The 22,624-nt window shown below is 69.5% G+C and carries 25 protein-coding genes; 14 read left to right on the forward strand and 11 right to left on the reverse strand.

Annotated elements, in window-relative coordinates; translation table 11 throughout:
* Positions 1-5 precede the first annotated feature (5 nt).
* The 4 genes from ACFYOY_RS02305 (at position 6) to ACFYOY_RS02320 (ending at position 2,489) form a co-directional block, all read left to right on the forward strand.
* The gene (locus ACFYOY_RS02305) at positions 6-266 is read left to right on the forward strand and encodes a UBP-type zinc finger domain-containing protein (RefSeq protein WP_351879978.1); all 261 of its coding nucleotides are present in this window, start codon (positions 6-8) and stop codon (positions 264-266) included.
* 94 nt (positions 267-360) lie between these two features.
* A complete protein-coding gene (locus tag ACFYOY_RS02310) occupies positions 361-906 on the forward strand; it encodes a GNAT family N-acetyltransferase (protein ID WP_351879975.1) in 546 nt (181 codons plus the stop codon).
* Between the two features lie 246 nt (positions 907-1,152).
* On the forward strand, positions 1,153-1,566 hold the full coding sequence (locus ACFYOY_RS02315; RefSeq protein ID WP_014054819.1) for an anti-sigma regulatory factor: 414 nt from the start codon (positions 1,153-1,155) through the stop codon (positions 1,564-1,566).
* A gap of 17 nt (positions 1,567-1,583) precedes the next feature.
* On the forward strand, positions 1,584-2,489 hold the full coding sequence (locus ACFYOY_RS02320; protein WP_372458320.1) for an RNA polymerase sigma factor SigF: 906 nt from the start codon (positions 1,584-1,586) through the stop codon (positions 2,487-2,489).
* A gap of 104 nt (positions 2,490-2,593) precedes the next feature.
* Here the strand turns inward: ACFYOY_RS02320 and ACFYOY_RS02325 are convergent, their stop codons facing one another.
* Positions 2,594-3,142 (reverse strand): hypothetical protein, encoded by a 549-nt coding sequence (locus ACFYOY_RS02325; RefSeq protein WP_351879972.1) that lies wholly within the window; start codon positions 3,140-3,142, stop codon positions 2,594-2,596.
* Between the two features lie 80 nt (positions 3,143-3,222).
* On the opposite strand from ACFYOY_RS02325, the gene ACFYOY_RS02330 reads away from it, so the two are divergent.
* Together ACFYOY_RS02330 and ACFYOY_RS02335 are read left to right on the forward strand one after the other, a co-directional pair.
* Positions 3,223-4,191, forward strand: coding sequence for a diacylglycerol kinase family protein (locus ACFYOY_RS02330; RefSeq protein ID WP_351879969.1), 969 nt, complete (start codon positions 3,223-3,225; stop codon positions 4,189-4,191).
* 317 nt (positions 4,192-4,508) lie between these two features.
* Entirely contained in the window at positions 4,509-4,766 is a 258-nt protein-coding gene (locus ACFYOY_RS02335; RefSeq protein ID WP_014054815.1) for a WhiB family transcriptional regulator, read from the forward strand.
* Positions 4,767-4,947: 181 nt separating this feature from the next.
* Here ACFYOY_RS02335 and ACFYOY_RS02340 read toward each other — a convergent pair whose 3' ends face one another.
* The 6 genes from ACFYOY_RS02340 to ACFYOY_RS02365 all read right to left on the reverse strand — a co-directional run bounded on the left by ACFYOY_RS02340 (position 4,948) and on the right by ACFYOY_RS02365 (position 12,549).
* Complete coding sequence (locus ACFYOY_RS02340) at positions 4,948-6,417, reverse strand: PAS domain-containing sensor histidine kinase (protein ID WP_351879966.1); 1,470 nt, start codon at positions 6,415-6,417, stop codon at positions 4,948-4,950.
* A 335-nt stretch (positions 6,418-6,752) separates the two neighbouring features.
* Positions 6,753-7,823 carry an SIS domain-containing protein gene (locus tag ACFYOY_RS02345; protein ID WP_078643519.1) on the reverse strand — a complete coding sequence of 357 codons (1,071 nt, stop codon included), beginning with the start codon at positions 7,821-7,823 and terminating at the stop codon, positions 6,753-6,755.
* 51 nt (positions 7,824-7,874) lie between these two features.
* Positions 7,875-9,434 (reverse strand): glycoside hydrolase family 3 N-terminal domain-containing protein, encoded by a 1,560-nt coding sequence (locus tag ACFYOY_RS02350; protein WP_351879963.1) that lies wholly within the window; start codon positions 9,432-9,434, stop codon positions 7,875-7,877.
* Between the two features lie 9 nt (positions 9,435-9,443).
* Positions 9,444-10,274: a carbohydrate ABC transporter permease gene (locus ACFYOY_RS02355; RefSeq protein ID WP_351879960.1), complete on the reverse strand. Its 831-nt coding sequence runs from the start codon at positions 10,272-10,274 to the stop codon at positions 9,444-9,446.
* The gene (locus ACFYOY_RS02360) at positions 10,271-11,272 is read right to left on the reverse strand and encodes a sugar ABC transporter permease (RefSeq protein WP_351879957.1); all 1,002 of its coding nucleotides are present in this window, start codon (positions 11,270-11,272) and stop codon (positions 10,271-10,273) included. The genes ACFYOY_RS02355 and ACFYOY_RS02360 overlap by 4 nt, the downstream gene beginning before the upstream one ends.
* A 5-nt stretch (positions 11,273-11,277) precedes the next feature.
* Positions 11,278-12,549, reverse strand: coding sequence for an extracellular solute-binding protein (locus ACFYOY_RS02365; RefSeq protein ID WP_388584285.1), 1,272 nt, complete (start codon positions 12,547-12,549; stop codon positions 11,278-11,280).
* A gap of 261 nt (positions 12,550-12,810) precedes the next feature.
* On the opposite strand from ACFYOY_RS02365, the gene ACFYOY_RS02370 reads away from it, so the two are divergent.
* From ACFYOY_RS02370 to ACFYOY_RS02390, 5 genes are all read left to right on the forward strand, one after another.
* Complete coding sequence (locus ACFYOY_RS02370; protein WP_351880980.1) at positions 12,811-13,605, forward strand: GntR family transcriptional regulator; 795 nt, start codon at positions 12,811-12,813, stop codon at positions 13,603-13,605.
* Positions 13,606-13,818: 213 nt separating this feature from the next.
* Complete coding sequence (locus ACFYOY_RS02375) at positions 13,819-14,079, forward strand: DUF3311 domain-containing protein (RefSeq protein WP_351879951.1); 261 nt, start codon at positions 13,819-13,821, stop codon at positions 14,077-14,079.
* Positions 14,076-15,689 carry a monocarboxylate uptake permease MctP gene (gene mctP, locus ACFYOY_RS02380; protein ID WP_351879948.1) on the forward strand — a complete coding sequence of 538 codons (1,614 nt, stop codon included), beginning with the start codon at positions 14,076-14,078 and terminating at the stop codon, positions 15,687-15,689. The genes ACFYOY_RS02375 and mctP overlap by 4 nt, the downstream gene beginning before the upstream one ends.
* A gap of 173 nt (positions 15,690-15,862) precedes the next feature.
* Positions 15,863-16,228 carry a DUF1304 domain-containing protein gene (locus ACFYOY_RS02385; RefSeq protein WP_388584289.1) on the forward strand — a complete coding sequence of 122 codons (366 nt, stop codon included), beginning with the start codon at positions 15,863-15,865 and terminating at the stop codon, positions 16,226-16,228.
* Positions 16,225-16,797: a TetR/AcrR family transcriptional regulator gene (locus ACFYOY_RS02390; protein WP_351879943.1), complete on the forward strand. Its 573-nt coding sequence runs from the start codon at positions 16,225-16,227 to the stop codon at positions 16,795-16,797. The genes ACFYOY_RS02385 and ACFYOY_RS02390 overlap by 4 nt, the downstream gene beginning before the upstream one ends.
* A gap of 16 nt (positions 16,798-16,813) precedes the next feature.
* Here ACFYOY_RS02390 and ACFYOY_RS02395 read toward each other — a convergent pair whose 3' ends face one another.
* Positions 16,814-17,308 carry an ATP-binding protein gene (locus ACFYOY_RS02395; RefSeq protein ID WP_388584292.1) on the reverse strand — a complete coding sequence of 165 codons (495 nt, stop codon included), beginning with the start codon at positions 17,306-17,308 and terminating at the stop codon, positions 16,814-16,816.
* A 154-nt stretch (positions 17,309-17,462) separates the two neighbouring features.
* Between ACFYOY_RS02395 and ACFYOY_RS02400 the strand changes: the two genes are divergently transcribed.
* Together ACFYOY_RS02400 and ACFYOY_RS02405 are read left to right on the forward strand one after the other, a co-directional pair.
* Positions 17,463-18,323, forward strand: coding sequence for a helix-turn-helix domain-containing protein (locus tag ACFYOY_RS02400; protein WP_388584294.1), 861 nt, complete (start codon positions 17,463-17,465; stop codon positions 18,321-18,323).
* Positions 18,316-18,525 (forward strand): DUF397 domain-containing protein, encoded by a 210-nt coding sequence (locus ACFYOY_RS02405; protein WP_388584297.1) that lies wholly within the window; start codon positions 18,316-18,318, stop codon positions 18,523-18,525. Before ACFYOY_RS02400 ends, ACFYOY_RS02405 begins: the two co-directional genes overlap by 8 nt.
* Positions 18,526-18,528: 3 nt before the next feature.
* Here the strand turns inward: ACFYOY_RS02405 and ACFYOY_RS02410 are convergent, their stop codons facing one another.
* From ACFYOY_RS02410 to ACFYOY_RS02420, 3 genes are all read right to left on the reverse strand, one after another.
* A complete protein-coding gene (locus tag ACFYOY_RS02410; RefSeq protein ID WP_351879931.1) occupies positions 18,529-19,017 on the reverse strand; it encodes a MarR family transcriptional regulator in 489 nt (162 codons plus the stop codon).
* Between the two features lie 48 nt (positions 19,018-19,065).
* Positions 19,066-20,553, reverse strand: a complete 1,488-nt coding sequence (locus ACFYOY_RS02415) for an FAD-dependent oxidoreductase (protein WP_388584300.1) — start codon at positions 20,551-20,553, stop codon at positions 19,066-19,068.
* Between the two features lie 229 nt (positions 20,554-20,782).
* Positions 20,783-21,526 (reverse strand): SDR family oxidoreductase, encoded by a 744-nt coding sequence (locus ACFYOY_RS02420; RefSeq protein WP_351879925.1) that lies wholly within the window; start codon positions 21,524-21,526, stop codon positions 20,783-20,785.
* Positions 21,527-21,716: 190 nt separating this feature from the next.
* Here ACFYOY_RS02420 and ACFYOY_RS02425 point away from each other — a divergent pair, with 190 nt between their 5' ends.
* On the forward strand, positions 21,717-22,592 hold the full coding sequence (locus tag ACFYOY_RS02425; protein WP_351879922.1) for a helix-turn-helix transcriptional regulator: 876 nt from the start codon (positions 21,717-21,719) through the stop codon (positions 22,590-22,592).
* The last annotated feature ends 32 nt before the right edge of the window (positions 22,593-22,624 follow it).

The raw sequence follows: 22,624 nt of genomic DNA on the forward strand, positions 1-22,624 counted from the left end.
CAATCATGAGCGAGTGCCTGCATGTTCCCGCACTACCGCGCCCCGAGCCGGAGCCGCGGTCCGACACCTGCCCCGAATGCCTGGCGGTCGGCAGCCACCCCGTCCAGCTGCGGAAGTGTCTGGTGTGCGGCCACGTGGGCTGCTGCGACTCCTCGCCGTACCAGCACGCCACCCGGCACTTCGAGGAGACCGGCCACCCGGTGATGCGCAGCTTCGAGGAGGGCGAGGAGTGGCGCTGGTGCTATGTGGATCAGCTCATCGTGTAGGTCCGGCTCCGCGGCCCCCCTGGTCTTGGCGTTTTCCGCGCATTGTGGGAGATCGACCTCCGCGTTTGTCGGCCCGGGCCGTTAGCCTTCACACATGATCCGATCAGCGAAGCCGTCCGACGTTCCGGCGATCCATGCGATGATCCGCGAGCTGGCGGACTACGAGCGGGCTCCGCAGGAGGCGAAGGCCACCGAGGAGCAGCTGCGCGATGCGCTCTTCGGGGCGCATCCCGCGGTGTTCGCGCTGATCGCCGAGGAGGCCGGCGGCGCCGGAGAGCCCGGCGGGCCGGTGGGGTTCGCCCTGTGGTTCCGTAACTTCTCCACCTGGACAGGCACCCATGGCGTGTATCTGGAGGACCTGTACGTCACCCCGCGCGCCCGCGGCGGCGGCCACGGCAAGGCGCTGCTCGCCGAGCTGGCGCGGATCTGCGTGGAGCGGGGCTATGCCCGTTTCGAATGGTCGGTGCTCGACTGGAACGAGCCCGCGATCGGCTTCTACACCGCGCTCGGCGCGGAGCCGATGGACGAATGGACGGTGCGCAGGCTCTCGGGAGAGCCGCTGCGAGGGCTGGCCGCTCAGGCCGTGGGCACCGCCGTGACCAGCGATTCCCTGAGTGAGGCGACATCTCTTTCGAATTGAGACCGCAAACCCTCTAGCCACGCTGCGTACTCATGTGCTTACTATGAGTGATATCGCGGCTCTGTGGGCCGGGGTTCACCCGTGATGGGGGCCGTGCTTCGTCCGGGCGACACCGAACCGCAGATCGCGATAGCGTCGCAGCCAAAGTACATACAGCGCCGGTCCGTCCACCCTCCACCATAAGGGTTCGGGGCCGACGCTCCAATCAGCTCAGCTCAATCAGCTTGTGTCACCTTGGAGGTGAGGGTGTCCCAGATCGCAGGCGAGCCCGGGACCCAGGACTTCGTGGAAGTCCGGCTGCCCGCTGCGGGTGCCTATCTGTCGGTGCTGCGTACGGCGACCGCCGGCCTCGCAGCCCGCTTGGACTTCACCCTCGACGAAATCGAGGATCTGCGTATCGCCGTGGACGAGGCATGCGCGATCCTGCTGCAGCAAGCCGTGTCCGGCAGTGTGCTGAGCTGCGTCTTCCGCTTGATCGACGACGCACTGCAGGTCACCGTCTCGGCTCCCACCACTGACGGCCGCGCCCCCGAGCGCGACACCTTCGCCTGGACGGTGCTCTCCGCACTGGCGGGCAAGGTGGACTCGACCGTGGCCGAGGACCGAACGGTCAGCATCAGCCTGTACAAGGAGCGCGGCGCCGGCCCCGGACAGCCGTGACGGAAAAAGGGGGCTCCGTGAGCACTGCATCATCGCGGGGAGTGGGTACCCCGGCCATCCCGCACCCGCCGGCCCGGCCGCATCCCGCGGACTCGGAGGCGGCAGGAGACCGACCAGAGCGGGCGGACCACATGGATCAGCACGAGCAGGTGCATCAGCAGCACGATCCACATGACCGGAGCGGCGCGCGGGCGATGTTCCTCGAGCTGCGCGGGCTGCCGGAAGGCTCCACCGAGCGGGCCGAGCTGCGCAACAACCTGGTGCGTATGCACCTGCCGTTGGTGGAGCACCTGGCCCGGCGCTTCCGCAACCGCGGTGAGCCGTTGGACGACCTCACCCAGGTCGCCACCATCGGGCTCATCAAATCCGTGGACCGGTTCGACCCGGACCGCGGGGTGGAGTTCTCGACCTATGCGACACCCACGGTCGTCGGCGAGATCAAGCGCCATTTCCGCGACAAGGGCTGGGCGGTGCGGGTGCCGCGCCGGCTGCAGGAGCTGCGGCTGTCGCTGACCACGGCCACCGCGGAGCTCTCCCAGCGCCATGGCCGCGCTCCGACCGTCCATGAGCTGGCCCAGCATCTGTCCATCTCCGAGGAGGAGGTGCTGGAGGGGCTGGAGTCCGCCAATGCCTACAGCACCCTGTCGCTTGACGTACCGGACACGGACGACGAGTCCCCGGCGGTCGCCGACACCCTCGGCGCGGAGGACGAGGCGCTGGAAGGCGTCGAGTACCGCGAGTCGCTCAAACCGCTGCTGGAGGATCTGCCGCCGCGCGAGAAGAAGATCCTGCTGCTGCGCTTCTTCGGCAATATGACGCAGTCGCAGATCGCGCAGGAGGTCGGCATCTCCCAGATGCATGTCTCCCGGCTGCTGGCCCGCACACTCGCGCAGTTGCGCGACAAGCTGCTGGTCGAGGAGTAGCGAGCGCATCCGGCCCACGGTGCCCGGGGCTCCCCGGGCACCGGCCGTCGGACTCTCCTGTCGGCCGTGTCCGGCTATGCGGTGACCAGCAATGCGGTGACCGGCTATGCGTCGCGGGGGCCGATGCCGAGGGCCTCGGTCGCCGTCGGGTTGATCAGCAGCGCCATGACGGCCAGGGCCGCGATGGCGGTGACCACCCCGGCGGCGATCAGCCCGCCGCCGTTCTGCACCAGCGTCCAGGCCACCGGCAGCGCCATCAACTGGGTGATCATCGCGGGGCCGCGGCTCCAGCGGCGCCGCAGCCACAGCCCGCGGGCCGCCAGCAGCGGCAGCAGGGCCAGCGCGACCACGGTGACCCCGAGCATCTCCGCCTGCTGGGGGCTCTCCGGGTCTCCGGTCAGCCCCATGATCAGTACGTAGACGCCGAAGCCCAGCAGCACCACGCCCTCCGCGGCGGCCAGCACCGCGGCGACGGTCAGCCGGGTGGGGCGGGGCCCGGTGGGCGCGGCGTCGGCGTCAGCCGCGCCGGTCGCCTTGGCGGCCCCGGCGTCCGGCCGGGCCGTGGCCCGCTGCGCCGCGGCCTTCCGCTCGGTCGCCTTCCGCGCCGTGGCCCTCTGCGCCTTCTTCGCGGTAGCGGACTTCTTACTGCTCACGCCAGCAGCCTAGCCGCCCCCGGGCCGCCCGGACCCTACCCCCCTCGGGCCGGTCGTCTCGGATAGGTAGGCTGGCGCGCATGCGCGCGCTTCTTGTGGTCAACCCGGCAGCAACCACCACCAGTGCCCGCACTCGGGATGTTCTGTTCCACGCGCTCGCCAGCGATCTGAAGCTGGACGTGGTGACCACCGAGTACCGGGGCCATGCGCGCGATCTGGCCCGGCGGGCGGTCGACGGCGGCACGCATGAACTGGTCGTGGCCCTCGGCGGCGACGGCACCGTCAACGAAGTCGTCAACGGACTGCTCCACCACGGCCCCGCCCCGCGCGAACTGCCCCGGCTCGCGGTCGTCCCGGGCGGCTCCACCAATGTCTTCGCCCGGGCGCTCGGGCTGCCCAATGACGCCGTCGAGGCGACCGGCGCCCTGCTGGACGCGCTGCGGGACGGCACCGAGCGCACCGTGGGCCTCGGACTCGCGGCCGGCACCCCCGGCACTCCGGACGAGTCGGTCCCGGCCCGCTGGTTCACCTTCTGCGCCGGGCTCGGCTTCGACGCGAGCGTCATCGGCCGGGTCGAGCAGCAGCGCGAGCGCGGCAAGCGGTCCACCCACGCGCTCTATATACGGCAAATGGTGCGGCAGTTCATCGGGGAGCCACATCGGCGGCAGGGCACCATCACCATTCGGCGGCCGGGCCAGGACCCGATCGAGGGGCTGGCGCTGTCGATAGTCTGCAACACCTCCCCGTGGACGTTTCTGGGCAACCGCCCGGTCTACGCGTCCCCCCAGGCGTCCTTCGACACCGCCCTCGACGTGCTGGGACTCACCAAGCTGTCGACGTCGGCGGTGACCCGCTACGCGACCCAGCTGCTGATGTCGACGCCCGAGCGCGGCCCTCGCGGCAAGCATGTGGTGGGGCTCCACGACGTGGAGGACTTCACCTTGCAATCCCAGGCGCCACTGCCGTTCCAGATGGACGGTGACCATCTGGGACTGCGTACGAGCGTGACGTTCACAGGCGTACGCCGTGCACTGCGTGTGATTGTGTGAGTGAGACCGCAAAAAGTCCTTCCACTCGAACGTTTAGGCTGGCCTCCACCCACCGGAAGTACGGCTGTGACCGAGTCGACACCAAGGAATCAAAAAAAACTTTCCGGAAGGGGTTGTATCCGCCGCCGAGGTTTGCGAGTCTCTTCTTGGCGATCGGGACGGCCTCCAGAAGGCCCCCTTGAGAGCCCGAACCCCCACCTCATTCCACGGGACTGCACCAGCCCCAACTGGTCGGCGTCCCTACCCTTGCGGGGGGATTCGTGAAAGCGTTCACATTCACAAGCAACGAGCCCGCAATACGAGGAGATGGAGCAGCCATGGACTGGCGTCACAACGCCGTTTGCCGCGAGGAAGACCCCGAGCTGTTCTTCCCCATCGGCAACACCGGTCCTGCGCTGCTGCAGATCGAGGAAGCCAAGGCCGTCTGCCGCCGCTGCCCCGTCATGGAGCAGTGCCTGCAGTGGGCGCTTGAGTCCGGCCAGGACTCCGGCGTCTGGGGTGGCATGAGCGAGGACGAGCGCCGCGCCATGAAGCGCCGTGCCGCTCGCAACCGGGCACGCAACGCCAGCGCCTGAAGCCCGCACCCCGTGGCCCCCGAGCCGCAGCGCGTAGTACCCCCGATGCGCACAGCAATTTGAGCTTTGAGCCCCGGACCAGATGGGTCCGGGGCTCAGTGCTTTCCGGAGTACGGGGCTATGACGTACCGGGAGTTGCCCGGATGTGGTCAGCGTCTCAGTGCTGCTCCCGACACGACGCTCAGTGCTTCTCGGCACGCACCGGGAAGTCCAGCACCACACGGGTGCCCCGCTCCGGGGCGGGCACCATGTCGAACGTCCCGCCCAGCTCCCCCTCCACCAGGGTGCGGACGATCTGCAGGCCCAGGTTTCCGGCCCGCTGGGGGTCGAACCCCTCGGGCAGCCCGCGCCCGTCGTCCTGGACGGTCACCACCAGCCGGCTCTCCTCACCGCCGCCACCGCGCACCGCCGAGACCTCGACCGTGCCCTGCTCCCCCGGTCCGAAGCCGTGCTCCAGCGCGTTCTGCAGCACCTCGGTCAGGACCATGGACAGCGGGGTGGCGACCTCGGCCTCGAGGATGCCGAAGCGCCCGGTGCGGCGGCCGGTCACCTTTCCGGGTGATATCTCGGCCACCATGGCCAGCACCCGATCGGCTATATCGTCGAACTCGACCCGCTCGTCGAGGTTCTGGGAGAGGGTCTCATGGACGATCGCGATCGAGCCGACCCTGCGCACCGCCTCGTTGAGCGCCTCCCGCCCCTGCGCCGAATCCATCCGGCGGGCCTGCAGCCGCAACAGGGCGGCCACCGTCTGGAGGTTGTTCTTCACCCGGTGGTGGATCTCCCGGATGGTGGCGTCCTTGGTGATCAACTCGCGCTCGCGGCGGCGCAGTTCGGTGACGTCCCTCAGCAGCACGAGCGAGCCGATGTGCAGCCCCTTGGGCTTGAGCGGAATGGCCCGCAGCTGGATGACCCCGTCGCCGCCCTCGACCTCGAACTCCCGGGGCGCCCAGCCGCTGGCCAGCTTGACCAGCGCCTCGTCCACCGGGCCGCGCACCGGGGCGAGTTCGGCGGTGGTCTTGCCCAGATGGTGGCCGACGAGATCGGCGGCGAGCCCCAGGCGGTGGTAGGCGGAAAGCGCGTTGGGGCTCGCGTACTGGACCACCCCGTCCGCGTCGAGCCGGATCAGCCCGTCGCCCGCGCGCGGTGACGCGTCCATGTCGATCTGCTGATGGGGGAACGGAAACGATCCGGCGGCGATCATCTGGGCGAGGTCGGACGCGCTCTGGAGATAGGTGAGCTCCAGCCGGCTGGGGGTCCGTACGGTCAGCAGATTGGTGTTCCGCGCGATCACCCCGAGGACCCGGCTCTCCCGCCGGACCGGGATGGACTCCACCCGGACCGGCACCTCCTCGCGCCACTCGGGGTCGCCCTCCCGGACGATCCGGCCCTCGTCGAGGGCGGCGTCGAGCATGGGACGGCGGCCTCGGGGAACGAGATGGCCGACCATGTCGTCCTGGTAGGAGGTGGGCCCGGTGTTCGGCCGCATCTGGGCCACCGAGACATACCGGGTGCCGTCGCTGGTGGGGACCCACAGCACGAGATCGGCGAACGAGAGGTCGGAGAGCAGCTGCCACTCCGAGACCAGCAGATGGAGCCACTCGAGGTCGGAGTCGTCGAGTGCGGTGTGCTGGCGGACGAGGTCGTTCATGGAGGGCACATTGCGAGCCTACCCTCACCGGTGGATTAGCCTATTCGCGCATAAGCATGGACAGACAGCAGTGGTCTAGTCCAGAATATCGAGCACTGCGATCTTCCGCTCTCCCCGCACAGGAGGGCGGATCGAGGGGCCCGGAGCGCTCTGCCCTGACCGCCCGGGGTCCTCAGGTCGGCCGCTCGGCCGATGCAACTCCGGGCTGCGGTGCCGGGTGGGTTGAGGGTCCCGCCCTGGCGCCGCGGCCCGCGGGTGTCCCACCCGTCGTACTCGGGCTCCCGCGCCTCATCGAAGGCCGCGGGAGCCGTTTTCGTACCCCCGGCTGTACGCCGTCAGCGGGTCTCCGTCACCTTCGCCAGCGCCCTGGGCGCGTCCGGGTCCTGGCCGCGCGCGATCGTCACCTCGTACGCCAGCATCTGCAGCGGGAGGATCTCCAGGATCGGCTGGAGCTCCTCGGCGACCCCGTCCGTCGGCAGGGCGAACCCGGCCGAGGCCCGCTCCACCTCCGACGCGCTGCCGATGACGACGAGGTCGGCGCCCCGGCCGCGCAGCCGCTCCAGGACCGGCTGCAGCGCCTGGCCGCCCTTGCCCTCGGTGACGATCGCGATCACCGGCGAGATGTTGTCGACCATGGCGAGCGGACCGTGCAGCAGATCGGCGCCGGAGTAGGAGAGCGCCGGGATGTAGCTGGTCTCCATCAGCTTCAGGGCGGCTTCCTTGGCGGTCGGATAGCCGTAGCCCCGGGAGGTGAGGACCATCCGCTCGGCGAAGCGGTAGCGCGCCGCGAGCTGCCGGACCTCGTCCTGGCGGTCGAGGATCTGCTGGGCGAGGTCGGGCAGCGCCTTGGCGGCCGCGCCGTCGCCGCCGCGCAGCCCCTCCACGAAGAGGTAGAGGGCGAGGAGTTCGGCGGTGTAGGTCTTGGTCGCGGGCAGCGCCTTCTCCGGCCCGGCCAGGACGTCGATGTGGAATTCGGAGACGGCCGCGAGCGGCGAGTCGGCGTTGTTGGTCACCGCGAGGGTGATCGCACCGGCCGCGCGGGCGGCCTCGGTGGAGGCGACCAGGTCAGGGGAGCCGCCGGACTGGCTGACGGTGATCACCAGCACATCGGTGAGGTCCGGCTGGGCACCGTAGGCGGTGGTGGTGGACATGGAGGTCAGACCGCACGGCTTGCCGAGCAGCACCTCGAGCAGGTACTTGGCGTACAGCGCCGCGTTGTCCGAGGTGCCCCGGGCGGTGAGGAGGACGAAGCGCGGGTTGCGGGCGGCGATCCGCTCCGCGACCTCGCGGATCCGCGGGGCGCCCTGGTCGAGGATGCGGCGCAGCACGGCGGGCTGCTCGGCCATCTCGCCGGACATGATCCGGCCCGGCTGGTCGCTGCGCTGGGCCGTCGTCGTGGCGGACATGCTGGGTGCCTCCAGGTGGCTCTGTGCCGGCTGTGCTCGGGGGGCTGGGGATCAGTCCCCGGGGTGGTCACCGGCGCCGATGCCGACGATCACCTCGGCCGCCGCCCGTCCACACACCCGGGCGGCGCCGTGGGTCGCGATGTGCAGCGCTCCGGCGGGCGGCGCCTGAGGCACTCCCATCTCGACGACGACCGTCTCCGGCCGGGCGGCGAGCAGGGCGTCCAGCGCGTCGGCCATCCAGGGGTGCCGGTGGACATCGCGGACCACAGCGACGATCCTACGGTCCGCCGCGGTGTCGAGCATATTTTCGATCAGCGCGGGGACGCCCTGGGCCTCGGCGTCCTGCCGTCCGTAGGTGGCGGCCTGGGTGCCGGGGCGCAGCCGGGTCAGTTCGGCGCCGACGCCCCAGGGGGTCTCCTCGCCGACGGCGATGTTGGCGACCGGGGTGAAGGCGGCGACGTAGGCGGGCCCGGTCACCGGCTCGTACGACATCCCGGCCGGGGTGACTCTGAGCGCCCGGCGCGCGGCGGCGAGCCCCACCCCCGAGGCGGGCTCGATGCCGTGCGCCGCGCGAGGTCCGGCGGAGTGCCGCGTCCACTCCCCCAGGGCGCGCACCCGCGCGGCCGCCTCGGCCAGCCGTTCCTCCGCCAGCCGTCCCTCGATGACGGCCGTGACCAGCGCGTCGCGCAGCCGCAGCACGGTGTCCTCGTCGGCCAGTCCGCCGCCCACGCAGATCGCGTCGGCGCCCGCGGCGATCGCCATGACGCTGCCGTGCTCGATGCCGTACGCGTCGGCGATGGCCCGCATCTCCATGCCGTCGGTGACGATCAGTCCGTCGAAGCCGAGGCCGCCGTCGGCCACCGGCCGGCGCAGCAGGCCGTGCAGCGCGGCGGGGCTGAGGGTGGCGGGCAGGTCGGGGTCGAGCACGGGCAGCAGGATGTGCGCGCTCATCACGGCCTTGGTCCCGGCGGTGACGGCGGCGCGGAAGGGCACCAGTTCGCGGGCGGTCAGGGTGTCGAGTCCGGCGTCGATGCGCGGCAGGGCGTGGTGGGAGTCGGTGGCGGTGTCGCCGTGGCCGGGGAAGTGCTTGGTGCAGGCGGCGACCCCGGCGCTCTGGAGGCCCTCGATGTAGGCGGCGGTGTGCCGGGCGACGAGCCCGGGCTCGGCGCCGAAGGAGCGCACGCCGATGACCGGGTTGTCGGGGTTGGAGTTGACGTCGGCGGAGGGCGCCCAGTTGAGGTTGACGCCGCACTCCGCGAGGCGGCGGCCCAGCTCGCGGGCGACGGCGCGGGTCAGCTCCGGGTCGTCGACGGCGCCGAGCGCCAGGTTGCCGGGGAAGGAGGAGCCGGCGCGCACCTCGAGCCGGGTGACGTCGCCGCCCTCCTCGTCGATGGCCACCAGGACGTCGTCGCGCTCGGCGCGCAGCTGGGCGGTGAGGGCGGCGAGCTGCTCGGGCGAGGCGATGTTCCGGCCGAACAGGCCGACGGAGGCGAGCCCCTCGCCGAGCCGCCGCAGCAGCCAGTCGGGGGCGGTGGTGCCGGTGAAGCCGGGCTGCAGAACGGTGAGAGCGTCGCGGGTGAGGGTGGCGGAGTCATGCGCGAGGGTCGTCATAAACCGGGATCATCCCTTCACAGCGCCGGAAGTGAGCCCACCGACCGCCTTGCGTTGCAGAAACAGGAACAGAGCCAGGATCGGGATGGCGAACAGTGAGGCCGCCGCCATGGTGGCACCCCAGTCGTCGCCGAAGGCGGTCTGGAAGCTGGACAGCCACAGCGGAAGCGTCTGGGCTCCCGGGTCCTTGTTCAGGATGAGGACGAGCGGGAATTCGTTCCAGGCCGTGATGAAGCCGAAGAGCGAGGTGGCCATCAGGCCGGGCGCCAGCAGCGGAAAGATCACCCGGACGAACGCCTGCGGACGGGTGCAGCCGTCGACCATCGCCGACTCCTCCAGCTCCTTGGGGATCGCGGCGACGTAGGCGCGGAGCGTGAGGATCGTGAAGGGCAGCACCATGACCATGTAGAACAGGGTCAGCGGAAGCAGGCTGTTCAGCATGTCGCCGTCGCGGACGAGCATGTAGATGGCGATGACCAGGACTTCCCAGGGCGCCATCTGCGCGATCATGAAGGTCACCAGGAAGCCGCGGCGCCCCTTGAAGCGCATCCGGGCCAGGGAGAACGAGGCGAGCAGCGCGATCACCAGCGAGAGCGCGACCGCCGAGAGGGTCACGGTGAGCGAGTTGCCCACCAGCGTCCAGAAGTGGTCGGCGTTCACGGCCTTCTGGAAATGCTCGAGGGTGGCTCCGGTCGGGAACCACACCGGGTCCTCGGAAATGATGTCCGAGGTCGGCTTGAGCGCCGTGGTGAACATCCAGTAGACGGGGAACGCGAAGCCGATGAAGAGCACGACGGCGGTCGCGTTGGGCCACAGCCGGGCGAGCGGCGAGCGCTTCACAGCTCGTCCTCCTCTTGCCTGAGCACGGTCCGGAGGTAGTAGGAGGTCAGCGCCAGCAGGACCACGATGGTCAGCACCGAGATCGCGGCGCCCATGCCGTAGTGCTGGTTGCCGACGCCCTCGATGAAGGCGTAGACGGGGAGGGTTTCGGTGAGCCGGTCCGGGCCGCCCTCGTTGATCGCGAAGACCTGGGTGAACGCCTTGAAGACCCAGATGACTTCGAGGAACGTCGTGGCCAGCAGAAACGGCTTGAGGAAGGGGAACGTCACCGAGGTGAAGCTCTTCCAGGTGCCGGCGCCGTCGAGCGCGGCCGCCTCGTAGAGCTCGCCGGGGATGGTGGTGGTCGCGGCGTAGAGGTTGATCGCCACGAAGGGGATCGACTGCCAGACGATCAGCACGGTGATGATGAAGAAGGTGGAGAACTGGCTGCCGGTCCAGTTGTAGTGCGCCATGGAGTGCCAGCCGAGCGCGTCCAGGACCCAGTTGACCACCCCGAAGCGGGCGGCGAAGAGCCACTGGAAGACGGTGGTGCCGGCGATGGGCGGCATGGCCCAGGCGAGCACCAGACCGACCGAGAGCAGCAGCCGCATCTTGCTGCCGAGGCGGGCCAGCAGCAGTCCGACCAGGGTGCCGAGCAGCATGATCAGCACGACGTTGACCGCGGTGAAGATCACCGACCGGAGGGTGACCCGCCAGAAGTCCTCGCTGGTCAGCGTCTCGCGGTAGTTGTCGACGCCGTTCCACTCGGTGAGGTGCTGGATCAGCTGCCGCATATTGAGGTTCTGGAACGACAGCAGGCCGTCCTTGACCAGCGGCCAGCCCAGCAGCAGGGCGGTCGCCGCCAGTGCGGGCAGCAGCAGGAGGTACGGGGCGGCGCCGGTCAGCCGTCCGCGCCCGGGGGTGCCCGGGGCCGGGCGGCGGGGGCCCGGCGGCTCCCCGCTCCGGCGGACCCCGGCCGCCGCCGGGCCGGGGTCCTGGCGTTCGGTCGCTACGGACATTCGGCTCAACGCTCCTGGCTGAGGCGCTTGTTCAGCTCATCCTCGACCGACTTGGCCGCCTCGGCGGGTGACTTACCGGTGAGCACCGCGGTCATATAGGTCTTGACCGGGTTCGGGGCGTTCTCCACCGGGGCCCATTCGGGGATCAGCGGGGTGGTGCCGCCGGTCGCGGCGGCCGGTGCGGCCGCCAGCCCGGCGGGGTTGCCCTTGAGCTGCGTCTGGAGCGACTCCTTGTTGGGGATGACACCGCCTTCCTTGGCGAGCTGTCCCTCGTAGGTGTCATTGAGCGCGATCTTCAGGAACTCCTTGGCCAGCTCCTGCTTTTCGCTGCCCGCGGCGACCGCGAGGTTGGAGCCGCCGAGGAAGACGCCCTCCGGCTTGCCGGCGGTCTCACCCGGAATGGTGAAGTAGCCGATGTCCTTCTCGATCTTCGGGTTGGCCTTGATCGCGATACCGGCTTCCCAGCCCATGCCGATGAACGCGCCGGTCTTGCCCTTGGCGAAGACCTCGCCCTGCTGCGGGGTGGCCTCGTCCTTGTCCTTGGGCGCCTTGCTGAAGGACTGGTACTGCTTGTAGATGTCCATGGCCTTGGCGACCTTGGGGTCGGCGAGGTTGGAGACCCACTTGTCGCCGTCCTTCTTGACGAGGTCGGCGCCGGTGCCGATGGTCAGCCCGTCGAAGAAGTACCAGTTCTGACCCGGGAGATAGAGCGGCTCGGCGTCCGTCTTCGTCTCGATGGTGTCGAGGTCCTTGAAGAACTCGGTACGGGTCTTGGGGGTGTCCTTGATCCCGGCCTCGGCCCATATCTTCTTGTTGTAGAGGACGACCCGGTTGGCCGCGTACCACGGCGCCGCGTACTGCTTGCCGTCGTAGACCGCCGACTTGTTGATCGCCTCCGACCAGTCGGCGCCGATCGACTTCTTCAGGTCATCCAGTTCGGCCAGTCCGCCGGTCTGCGCGTACGACGGTGTCTGGGTGTTGCCGATCTCCAGCACATCCGGCGGATCGGATTCCGAGAGCGCGGTGGTCACCTTCTGCTGAATGCCGTTCCACTGCTGGATCTCCAGCTTCAGCTTGGCGCCCGTCTTCTTCTCGAAGGCGGCCTTGACATCCTTCGTCCAGCCGTCGGGCGCGGAGCCGTCCATCGCCCAGACGGTCAGCGTCTCGCCCTTGAAACCATCCGCTCCGGCCTTGTTGTCATCGCCGTCGGACCCACAGGCCGCGACGGATACCAGCATTGCCGCGACACCCGTCGCCGCTATGAGCCCACGCTTCACAGCACTCTCCTCAGAAGGCCGGATGAGGGGTTTAATGGTCCAGACCAGTGCCCGCAGCTTGGCCTAGACCTTTTGGGGTGTCAAGGGTGTATAAGAGTCACCGGCGGCTCCGTTACCGGACCGACACTTCCCGACATCCGGACCGAGCGGACGCCCGGAGCCAGGACCGTGCCACGATGTGAGGCGCTGGATTCTTCAGGAGACCGGTGACGGCGGCAGACGCCGGTGACGGCAGTGGACCAGGAGTCGGAAGGGCGCGCGATGGAGACCGAGGGGGCAACGGCGGCAACGGCGGCCATCACCACGGCCGAGAGCGACGGCAACGGCTCCGCTGGGACGCGTACGGCACGTGTCCCGAAGTACTACCGCCTCAAGCGCCACTTGCTGGAGATGACCGAGACCCTGCCACCCGGCACCCCGGTCCCCCCGGAGCGCACCCTGGCCGCCGAGTTCGACACCTCGCGCACCACCGTGCGCCAGGCGCTCCAGGAGCTGGTGGTCGAGGGGCGTCTGGAGCGGATCCAGGGCAAGGGCACCTTCGTCGCCAAGCCCAAGGTCTCCCAGGCGCTGCAACTCACCTCGTACACCGAGGACATGAAGGCCCAGGGCCTGGAGCCCACCTCCCAGCTGCTGGACATCGGCTATGTCACCGCCGACGACCGGCTCTCCGGACTGCTGGACATCGCCGCCGGCGGCCGGGTGTTGCGCATCGAGCGGCTGCGGCTGGCCAGCGGTGAGCCGATGGCGATCGAGACCACCCATCTGTCCGCCAAGCGCTTCCCCGCGCTGCGCCGCAGCCTGGTCAAGTACACCTCCCTCTACACGGCGCTGGCCGAGGTGTACGACGTCCGCCTGGCCGAGGCCGAGGAGACCATCGAGACCTCGCTGGCCACCCCGCGCGAGGCCGGGCTGCTGGGCACCGACGTGGGGCTGCCGATGCTGATGCTCTCGCGCCATTCGCGGGACGCGGCCGGGGAGCCGGTGGAGTGGGTGCGGTCGGTCTACCGCGGGGACCGCTACAAGTTCGTGGCCCGGCTCCAGCGGCCGAACGGCTGAGGGGCGCCACGCCGGGCGCGCCGCGACTGACCCGCGCTATGGCGGGGCCAGGCCACGGCGACCTGCTTTCTTTCTCATACCGATATACGGACGGGTAGTGACGACCGCCGGGCCGGGGGCTTAGATTTCCTGCGCATTACACAAATGATCAGCTGGAACCCAGGTGATCGACCGTGCCACAGGTGATGAGCCGAGGGGACTGGAGCCCGCCGCATGTCAGACACGTCCGCTTCACCCGGCAGGAGACCGGTCGTGACGCCTACGCGCGTCGTGGCCGCTCTGTGCCTGATCGCACCCTTTGTCGGGATGCTCTGGGTCGGCTCGTACGCCAAGGTCGAGCCGACCCTCATCGGGATCCCGTTCTTCTACTGGTACCAGATGCTCTGGGTGCCCATCTCGGCCGCGCTGACCTCGGTCGCCTACATCCTGGTCCGCCGTGAGAAGCGGGCGCGCAAGGGGGGTGAGTCGGCATGAACGGCGGAGTGAACGGCGTCGCACTCGCCGTCTTCATCTTCTTCTTCGTGGTCGTCACGGCCATGGGGTTCCTGGCCGCGCGCTGGCGCCGCGCCGAGAACGCCAACAACCTCGACGAATGGGGACTGGGCGGCCGCAGCTTCGGCACCTGGATCACCTGGTTCCTGCTCGGCGGCGACCTCTACACCGCGTACACCTTCGTCGCCGTCCCGGCGGCGATCTACGCGGCGGGCGCGTCCGGCTTCTTCGCGGTCCCGTACACCATCCTGGTCTACCCGCTGATCTTCACCTTCCTGCCGCGCCTGTGGTCGGTGTCCCATAAGCACGGGTATGTCACCACCTCGGACTTCGTCCGCGGCCGCTTCGGCTCCAAGGGGCTCTCGCTGGCCGTCGCGATCACCGGCATCCTCGCGACCATGCCGTACATCGCCCTCCAGCTCGTCGGCATCCAGGCGGTGCTGGACGTGATGGGCGTCGGCGGCGGGGAGAACACCAACTGGTTCATCAAGGACCTGCCGCTGCTGATCGCCTTCGGTGTCCTCGCCGCGTACACCTACTCCTCCGGGCTGCGCGCACCCGCGCTGATCGCCTTCGTCAAGGACACCCTGATCTACATCGTCATCGCGGTGGCGATCATCTACATCCCGATCAAGCTGGGTGGCTTCGACGACATCTTCAGCGCGGCGAACGACAAGTTCACCAAGGCGGGAGCGGGATCGCTCGCGCCCCCGGCGGAGGGCCAGTGGGCCTACGGCACCCTGGCCCTGGGCTCGGCGCTCGCCCTGTTCATGTATCCGCACTCGATCACCGCGACGCTCTCCAGCCGCAGCCGCGAGGTGATCCGCCGCAACACCACGATCCTGCCGCTGTACTCGCTGATGCTGGGACTGCTGGCACTGCTCGGCTTCATGGCCATCGCCGCCGGGGTGACGGTCGAGAACGGCCAGCTGGCCATCCCCCAGCTCTTCGAGGACATGTTCCCCGACTGGTTCGCGGGCATCGCCTTCGCCGCGATCGGCATCGGCGCCCTCGTCCCGGCGGCCATCATGTCGATCGCCGCGGCGAACCTCTTCACCCGCAACATCTACAAGGACTTCCTGCGGCCGAACGCCACGCCGGAGGAGGAGACCAAGGTCTCCAAGCTGGTCTCGCTGCTGGTGAAGGTCGGCGCGCTGATCTTCGTGCTGGGCATGGACAAGACCGTCGCGATCAACTTCCAGCTCCTGGGCGGCATCTGGATCCTCCAGACCTTCCCGGCCCTGGTGGGCGGCCTGTTCACCCGCTGGTTCCACCGCTGGGCACTGCTGGCGGGCTGGGCGGTCGGCATGGTCTACGGAACGTGGAAGGCGTACGACACCCCCAGCGGCACCCAGAAGCACTTCGGCAACACCGCCGATATGCCCGCCATCGGGGAGATCGGCTACATCGGCTTCACCGCGATCGTCCTCAACGTGCTGGTGACCGTCGTGCTGACGTTTGTGCTGCGCGCGCTCAAGGCTCCCGACGGCATCGACGAGACCACCGCCGCCGACTACAAGGCGGACGCGGGCGACCCGGGCGTCCAGACCGACCTCCCGCCGGCCACGGCGGGTGCCCCGGGCGGCCACTGACGCCTGCGGCGGTCTGCGCCGACTGACGGCGAACAGGCCGTCGGCTCCCCCTGGCGGGAGCCGGCGGCCCGTTCGTGTGCGTACGCGTCGCAGATGAGTTCCTGTACAGTTGTCCAGGAACTGGCGGCGATGGCGCGCCGACCTTGACATGCGAAAAAAGGGGTGGGCTCGCGATGCAGGTTCTGGCGGAAGTTCTGGTCGGTGCGGTCGCGGCGCTGCACGCGTACATCATGGTGCTGGAGATGTTCTTCTGGCAGCGGCCGCGCGGCCTGGCGGTGTTCGGCATGGATCGGGAAACAGCTCGTATCACCGCGCCGCTGGCCGCCAACCAGGGTCTGTACAACGGCTTCCTGGCCGCCGGCCTGATATGGGGCCTGGTCGCGTCCGACCCGGTGGGCTTCCAGGCACAGGCCTTCTTCCTCATCTGCGTCGTGGTGGCCGGTGCCTACGGGGCGGCCAGCACATCGAACCGAAAGATCTTGGTGTCGCAGCTCGCCCCGGGCGCGCTCGCCCTGGCGGCTGTCATCATCGCCGGGTGAGTGACGATCTGACGGCGGGGCAGGACCCGCGCACCATACGGACGCGTGGGCGGCTGCGTGACGCGCTGCTCGCCGAATGCGCCTCCCAGCCACTGGAAAGGGTGAGCGTCTCCTCGGTGGTTCGCCGTGCCGAGGTCGGCCGCGCCACGTTCTATCTGCACTACGAGGACCTCCAGGCGCTGGCCATCGACGCGTGCGCGGAGGTGGTCCGGGATGCCGTGGAAGCGGTTCACGCCTTCGACGGCATTCCCGACCCCGACGTACCCCCGGCCGCGCTGGCGGAGTTCTTCACGTCGGTGACGGCCCACGCCGACCTGTACCGGGGCCTGCTCCACGCGGGCGGCGGCGGCCCCCTGGGAGAGCTGCTGCACCGCGAACTCCGAGCGCGCTCCCGGCTCGAGCGGGAACGCGCCGGGCTGCGGCACTCCGAAGCCGCGGACTCGGCCGTGGCCGCCACGTTCACGGGCCTGTTCGCCGACTGGCTCCACGGCCTGATCGACGCGGAGCCCGACGCCCTCTCGCGGCAGGTCTGGCGGTTGCTGATCTCCATCCACAGGACGTTCCCGTGACGCCCGTGCCCGTACGTCAGGCGGCGATCTCGTAGGCGTCGCAGGGCGGCTGCGGGGCGAGTTCGAACCAGAGCAGCTTGCCGCTCCGCCCGAACAGCTCGTCGGCGAGGGCGTAGCCGCCCCAGTTGTCGGCGCAGATCCGGACGATGAGCAGGCCGCGCCCGTAGGTGGCCTCGGTGTTCGCGGCGGCCTCGGCGAGGGCGGACGAGCGGTCGAAGAGGGCCGGGGGCTTGTCGAAGGGCGGCGGGATATCCGGATTGGTGTCCCACACGCTGATCCGCAGACGGCCCTCCTCCACGGCGCGGATGCGCATTTCGGCCGGACCGGTGGTGTGGCGGTAGGCGTTCGTGACCACCTCACTGGTCACGAGCGTCGCGGGGTCGGTGAGGCCACCCATGCCGTGCCGGGCGAGGACCGCACGGAGTGTGGTCCGGGCGATGGCGGCGGCACGGGGGTCGTGGGGCAGGCGGAGCGAGTACGACCAGGGGTTTTCCGGGGGTGTGGTGGGCATGAAGTCTCCGGTCTGTGCGTGGAGTTGGGCTGTGATCCCGGGCACATACCGTAGACCGCGACCCTTAAGGTATTTACCCCTGAACGGAAAAGGAGTGCATATACCACTCGTGTGAGTGACACGCCTGTTGCGCATGAGCAGAGAGAATCGGCAGATGCCCATGAGAAGCGTTCCGACCGCACGTCAACTCCGCCTCGGCACTGAGCTGCGCAGGCTCCGGGAGCGCGCCGGTTTGACGTCGACCGAGGCCGGGAGCTTGCTCGGCACCAACCAGACGACGATCAGCAATATCGAGGCGAGCCGGTTGGGCGTGAGCGCCGACCGGCTACGGGCACTCTCGCGGAACTACTCGTGCGCGGACGAGGCTCTGATCGCGGCGCTCATCGACATGGCGGCACAGCGCAAGCGCGGCTGGTGGGAGGAGTACCGGGAGATCCTGCCCACCGGATTGCTCGACCTGGCCGAGCTCGAACACCACGCCGTGGCATTGCGCACGGCATACATCGCGCACGTGCCCGGTCTGCTCCAGACCGCCGAGCATGCCCGTGAGATCTTCCGGCAGGTCGTACCCACACTGTCTCCGCCAGAGGTGGAGCACCGCGTCTCGCATCGCATCAAACGCCAGGCCATTCTGTACGGGGACAAGCCCACGCCGTACACGGCCATCGCCCATGAGGCCGCTTTGCGTATGCGCTTCGGAGGATCGGAGATGGCACGGGCGCAGTTGCAGCACATCCTCGACATGAGCGAGCACAGCCACATCAAGGTAGTCGTGATCCCCTTTGAGGCCGGATCGTTCCCCGGCTCGGGGCAGTCGATCCTCTACGCCACTGGTCAGGTTCCACAGCTGGACACTGTGCAACTCGATACGGAGCATGGCTCGGAACTCCTGGACGCGTCAGCTCAGTTGGAGAAGTACCGCGTCGTGCTGGATCGTATGGAAACGGTCGCGCTCCCGGAGAGCCGATCACGCGATCTCATCCAGAGCATCATCCGCACCTTGAAAGGTGAATGAGTTGTCCGCTCGCGATTGGCAAAAGTCCTCGTTCAGCGGGGAAGGCAACGCCTGCCTGTACGTCTCCGCACCCGATCACGCCACCATCCGACTCCGCGAGAGCGACGAACCCGAGATCATCCTCACCACCAACCCCCGCGCCCTGGACGCCCTCATACGCACCGCCAAGGCAGGGCAGCTCGACCACCTGGGCACGGCGTAAGGATCAGCGGTCGTCCGCGGCCTTCTCGGCCGCGGACCAGCCGACCAGGTCGTCCACGAAGCGTCGCATGAGCCGTTCCAGCTCGAGCAGGTCGCGGTCGCTCCACTGCTCGAACACCGGCTGGCTGAGGCGTCCGCGCGCGGCGTCGAGCGCGTCGATGACGCGGCGGCCCTCTTCGGTGAGGAGGGCCTCCTTGACCCGACGATCTTCCGCGCTGGGACGGCGTTCCACCAAACCTAGCTCCGCGAGCTTCGCGACCTGGCGGCTGACCGTGGTGTGGTCACGGCCCGCTCGGTCGGCGAGCTCGACCACGCCGATCGGGGCGAACCGGTGGATGCCCACGATCAGCTGGAAGAGTGCCCGGTCGAGCTGGATACCCGCTTCGGCGATGAGGATCTCGTCCCGGTGCGGCTGGTTCATGATCGCGATGAGATCGATGATCGACTCATGCAGCCGCCGCTGCGTGAGCTGCCGCTGGCGTCGTGTGGCCATGGCCCAGAGACTACCGCCAGGCGGATGAGGCGCGGTCGGCGCGCGTGGTCACCATGAACTCACGGTGTCGAGGTGGGCCTCGATGGTGGGGAGGTCGGCGGTGTCGGCGATGGCCGCGATGTATCCGTCGGGACGGATGAGCACCCACTGCCCGGCCGCCAGACCGTACGCGTCGCGGAAGTGGCCCTCGGTGTCGTTCAGATCGCCGCGCGGGCCGGTGGTGTGGATGTGCAGGCCCTTGCGCACGGCCGGGGCGGCGGTGCGGTCGGTCTCGTAGCCGAGCAGGGTCCAGTGGGGGCCCTGGAAGAGGCTGAAGAGGCGGGTGTCGAGCCCTCCGGCGCCGGTGACGGGGGCGTCGGGGGCGCGTTCCCCGGCCAGCGGGCCCTTGTCACGGTGCGGCGTGGCGATCGTGAGAGGCGAGTCCGCATAGCCGAGGTCGAGCTGGCTGACCTCACGGCCCCGGCTGGTGAAGCGGCTCCGCGCGGTCTCCAGCAGCCGCTCGGAGAGGCCGAGGACGGCCTCGGCGATCGGGCGGCGCTCCCGCTCGTAGCTGTCGAGGAGGGAGCGCGGGGCGCCGTCCAGGACGGCGGCGAGCTTCCAGCCGAGGTTGTACGCGTCCTGCACGCCGGTGTTCAGGCCCTGCCCACCCGTCGGCGGATGGACATGGGCGGCGTCACCGGTCAGGAGCACCCGACCGACCCGATACGTGTCGGCCAGGCGGGCGTTCATCGAGAAGACGGAAGCCCAGGACACCTCGCGGACGACGATGTCGGTGCGGCCCGTGCGTTCGTGGAAGAGGGCGGTCAGGCCCGCCGCCGAGACGTCGATGTCGACGTCGAAGGGGACCGGCCCCACGTACTGGAACATGTCCGTGCCGTACAGCGGGCACAGCGACACCTGCGCGTCCGTGCCCTCGCCCCAGCGGTGCCAGGCGTCCGTCGGGACGCCGTCGGCGCGTACGTCGGCGACGGCGGCCCGCACGCCGAGCGTCTTGCCCGGGAAGCCGATGTTCAGGGACTTGCGGACGAAGCTCGATCCGCCGTCGGCGCCCACGAGATAGGCGGCGCGCACGGTCCGCTCCCCGGACGGGGTGGCGATCCGCGCGGACACGCCGTCGTCGTCCTGGTCGATGCCGGTGAGCTCGTGGCCGTACAGCGGGGCGTGCCCCAGCTCGGCCAGGCGCTCGCGCAGACAGCGCTCGGTGAGGAACTGCGGCACCAGCAGCGGGATATGGTACGGCTCCGCCGGGGTCGGGCCGGACCTCTCGAAGGACCGGTCGACCGGCCCCTCGTCGGTGTAGAAGCGCATCACGGGGTACTCCCCGCCGGAGGCCACGATCCGGTTGATCACGCCGAGATCCTCGAAGACTTCCTGGCTGCGGGGCTGTATGCCCTTGCCGCGGGACCCGATGAAGGGCTCCCCGGCCTTGTCGATCAGCAGGAAGCCGACGTTTCTGCGGGCGAGGTCGATGGCGAGGGTCAGCCCCGCCGCGCCGGCGCCGCTGATGATCACTTCGGGTTCGGGGGTACCGGGCATGGCTCCGCCTTCCACAGCTGTCGGCCCTCCGGGGGTCACTCACCGCACCGGAGGCTCTATCGTGTGCAGAATGCACACGATAGAGTGGCCGAGTCAAGCGATGAGGCGGGAAAGAGCCCTCTCAGTCTGTGCTTCACGCACATATTCACCTGGCGGTACGGGTCCCGGGCACCCGGGAAGCGTGCGCCATCGGCCGACCACGGCCCGGCCGTCGAGGCCCTCGGGGGCGTCAGTGACTGCTGAGCAGCCCGAGCACCTGGTCGTAGCTGCCGTTCGCTTCGGCGAAGCGGAGGAACTTCACGTTCTCGACGAGGACCTCGTCGGCGTCGGGCCGGGTTTCCAGGAGGGTCATGACCTCGGAGAGGTAGTCCTCCAGCGGCATCGCGTTCTCCGCGTTCTCCTGGCCCATGAGCGCGGTGCGCACCGCCGGCGGCACCAGCTCGATCACCTGGACGCCGGTGTCCGCGAGCTGGACGCGGACGGCGGAGGTCAGCGAGTGGATCGCCGCCTTCGTGGCGCTGTAGGTCGGGGTGAGCGGCAGCGGCACGAAGGCGAGGCCCGACGAGACGGTCATCAGCGTCGCCTCCGGCTTCGCGGCCAGAAACTCCGTGAACGCGGCGATCAGGCGCAGCGGGCCGAGCAGATTGGTGTCGACCGTGGCCTCGGCCGTGCCGAGGAAGTCGCCGGTGTGGAAGTCCTCCGGCAGCATGATCCCGGCCATGGTGATCAGCACATTGGTCTCGGGGAAGCGCGTCCGGACCGTTTCGGCCGCGTCCTCGACGGAAGCGCGGTCGGTGATGTCGATCACGACGGCCTCGATACCGGGGTGCTCCGCGGTGATCCGGCGCAACTGCTCCTCGCGGCGTCCGCCGATGATGACCTTGTTGCCCGCCGCGTGGAAGCGCAGGGCCAGGCCGAGGCCGATGCCCGAGGTCGCGCCGGGGATGAAGATGGTGTTTCCGCTGATTTTCATGGTGTGGGGCCTTACCTCTGGGTCTTCTTGGGTCGGCCCCAGTCGACCCGGCGCCGCGGGGCGCAACAAGGACGCGCTTATCCACTGACCAGCAGTCCGTGGATAACCGTCGGCCTCGTCGGCACACTGGTCGGGAGCGAAGGGTCGCGGCAATCGGCGGCGCGCCGCGGCAGGAAAGAGAAGGCCACCCATGGACCGCACGGAGCTCGCGCATTTCCTCCGGGGCCGCCGCGAGGCCCTCCAGCCCGAGGACATCGGGCTGCCGCACCGGGCCCGGCGGCGCACCCGCGGCCTGCGCCGGGAAGAGGTCGCCGAACTATCCGGTATGTCCACCGACTACTACGCCCGCCTGGAGCGGGGAACGGGCCCGCAGCCCTCCGAGCAGATGATCGCCGCGATCGCCCGCGGACTCCGTCTGTCCCTGGCCGAACGCGATCATCTCTTCCTGCTCGCCGGCCACGGCACGCCCCGGCCCACCCTGCGCGGTGATCACATCAGCCCGGGGCTCATGCGCATCCTCGACCGGCTGCACGACACCCCGGCGCAGATCATGGGCGGCCTCGGCGAGACACTCGTCCAGACCCGGCTGGCGACGGCGCTGCTCGGCGACCAGACCCGGTACACCGGCCCGGCCAGGAGCGTCGTCCACCGGTGGTTCACCGACCCCTCGTCGAGGCTCGTCTACCCGGCCGCCGACCACCCGCTCCACGGGCGCGTCTTCACCGCCCAGCTGCGGCGCGCCGCGGCCCGGCAGGGCCCGCGCTCGGCGGCCGCGGCCCTGGCCCACCGGCTCCTGGACGAGAGCGAGGAGTTCGCGGTCATCTGGAACGAGCACCAGGTCGACCTCACCCACACCGACGAGAAGCGCTTCGTCCACGCCGAGGTCGGCGAACTCACGCTCCACTGCCAGACGCTCCTCGACCCCGACCAGGAGCACTCCCTCCTCGTCTTCACGGCCACGCCCGGCTCCGAGAGCTACGAGAAGCTGCGGGTCCTGGAGGTCATCGGCACCCAGCAGATCGACGGCGACGCCGGTCACCGGGCCCTGTGGAACGAGACCCGGTGACCGGCGCGGGGTGCCTGATGCGCACGGTCGGC

This window comes from Streptomyces sp. NPDC007875, assembly GCF_042868035.1.
Classification (GTDB): domain Bacteria; phylum Actinomycetota; class Actinomycetes; order Streptomycetales; family Streptomycetaceae; genus Streptomyces; species Streptomyces antimycoticus.

Excerpts from the sequence above, each read along its gene's own strand:
- ACFYOY_RS02305 (WP_351879978.1), top strand. The coding sequence starts at position 6 with ATGAGCGAGTGCCTGCATGTTCCCGCACTACCGCGCCCCGAGCCGGAG.
- ACFYOY_RS02310 (WP_351879975.1), top strand. The coding sequence starts at position 361 with ATGATCCGATCAGCGAAGCCGTCCGACGTTCCGGCGATCCATGCGATG.
- ACFYOY_RS02330 (WP_351879969.1), top strand. The coding sequence starts at position 3,223 with ATGCGCGCGCTTCTTGTGGTCAACCCGGCAGCAACCACCACCAGTGCC.
- ACFYOY_RS02335 (WP_014054815.1), top strand. The coding sequence starts at position 4,509 with ATGGACTGGCGTCACAACGCCGTTTGCCGCGAGGAAGACCCCGAGCTG.
- ACFYOY_RS02340 (WP_351879966.1), bottom strand. The coding sequence starts at position 6,417 with ATGAACGACCTCGTCCGCCAGCACACCGCACTCGACGACTCCGACCTC.
- ACFYOY_RS02345 (WP_078643519.1), bottom strand. The coding sequence starts at position 7,823 with ATGTCCGCCACGACGACGGCCCAGCGCAGCGACCAGCCGGGCCGGATC.
- ACFYOY_RS02350 (WP_351879963.1), bottom strand. The coding sequence starts at position 9,434 with ATGACGACCCTCGCGCATGACTCCGCCACCCTCACCCGCGACGCTCTC.
- ACFYOY_RS02360 (WP_351879957.1), bottom strand. The coding sequence starts at position 11,272 with ATGTCCGTAGCGACCGAACGCCAGGACCCCGGCCCGGCGGCGGCCGGG.
- ACFYOY_RS02370 (WP_351880980.1), top strand. The coding sequence starts at position 12,811 with ATGGAGACCGAGGGGGCAACGGCGGCAACGGCGGCCATCACCACGGCC.
- ACFYOY_RS02375 (WP_351879951.1), top strand. The coding sequence starts at position 13,819 with ATGTCAGACACGTCCGCTTCACCCGGCAGGAGACCGGTCGTGACGCCT.
- mctP (WP_351879948.1), top strand. The coding sequence starts at position 14,076 with ATGAACGGCGGAGTGAACGGCGTCGCACTCGCCGTCTTCATCTTCTTC.
- ACFYOY_RS02385 (WP_388584289.1), top strand. The coding sequence starts at position 15,863 with ATGCAGGTTCTGGCGGAAGTTCTGGTCGGTGCGGTCGCGGCGCTGCAC.
- ACFYOY_RS02395 (WP_388584292.1), bottom strand. The coding sequence starts at position 17,308 with ATGCCCACCACACCCCCGGAAAACCCCTGGTCGTACTCGCTCCGCCTG.
- ACFYOY_RS02400 (WP_388584294.1), top strand. The coding sequence starts at position 17,463 with ATGCCCATGAGAAGCGTTCCGACCGCACGTCAACTCCGCCTCGGCACT.
- ACFYOY_RS02410 (WP_351879931.1), bottom strand. The coding sequence starts at position 19,017 with ATGGCCACACGACGCCAGCGGCAGCTCACGCAGCGGCGGCTGCATGAG.
- ACFYOY_RS02415 (WP_388584300.1), bottom strand. The coding sequence starts at position 20,553 with ATGCCCGGTACCCCCGAACCCGAAGTGATCATCAGCGGCGCCGGCGCG.
- ACFYOY_RS02420 (WP_351879925.1), bottom strand. The coding sequence starts at position 21,526 with ATGAAAATCAGCGGAAACACCATCTTCATCCCCGGCGCGACCTCGGGC.
- ACFYOY_RS02425 (WP_351879922.1), top strand. The coding sequence starts at position 21,717 with ATGGACCGCACGGAGCTCGCGCATTTCCTCCGGGGCCGCCGCGAGGCC.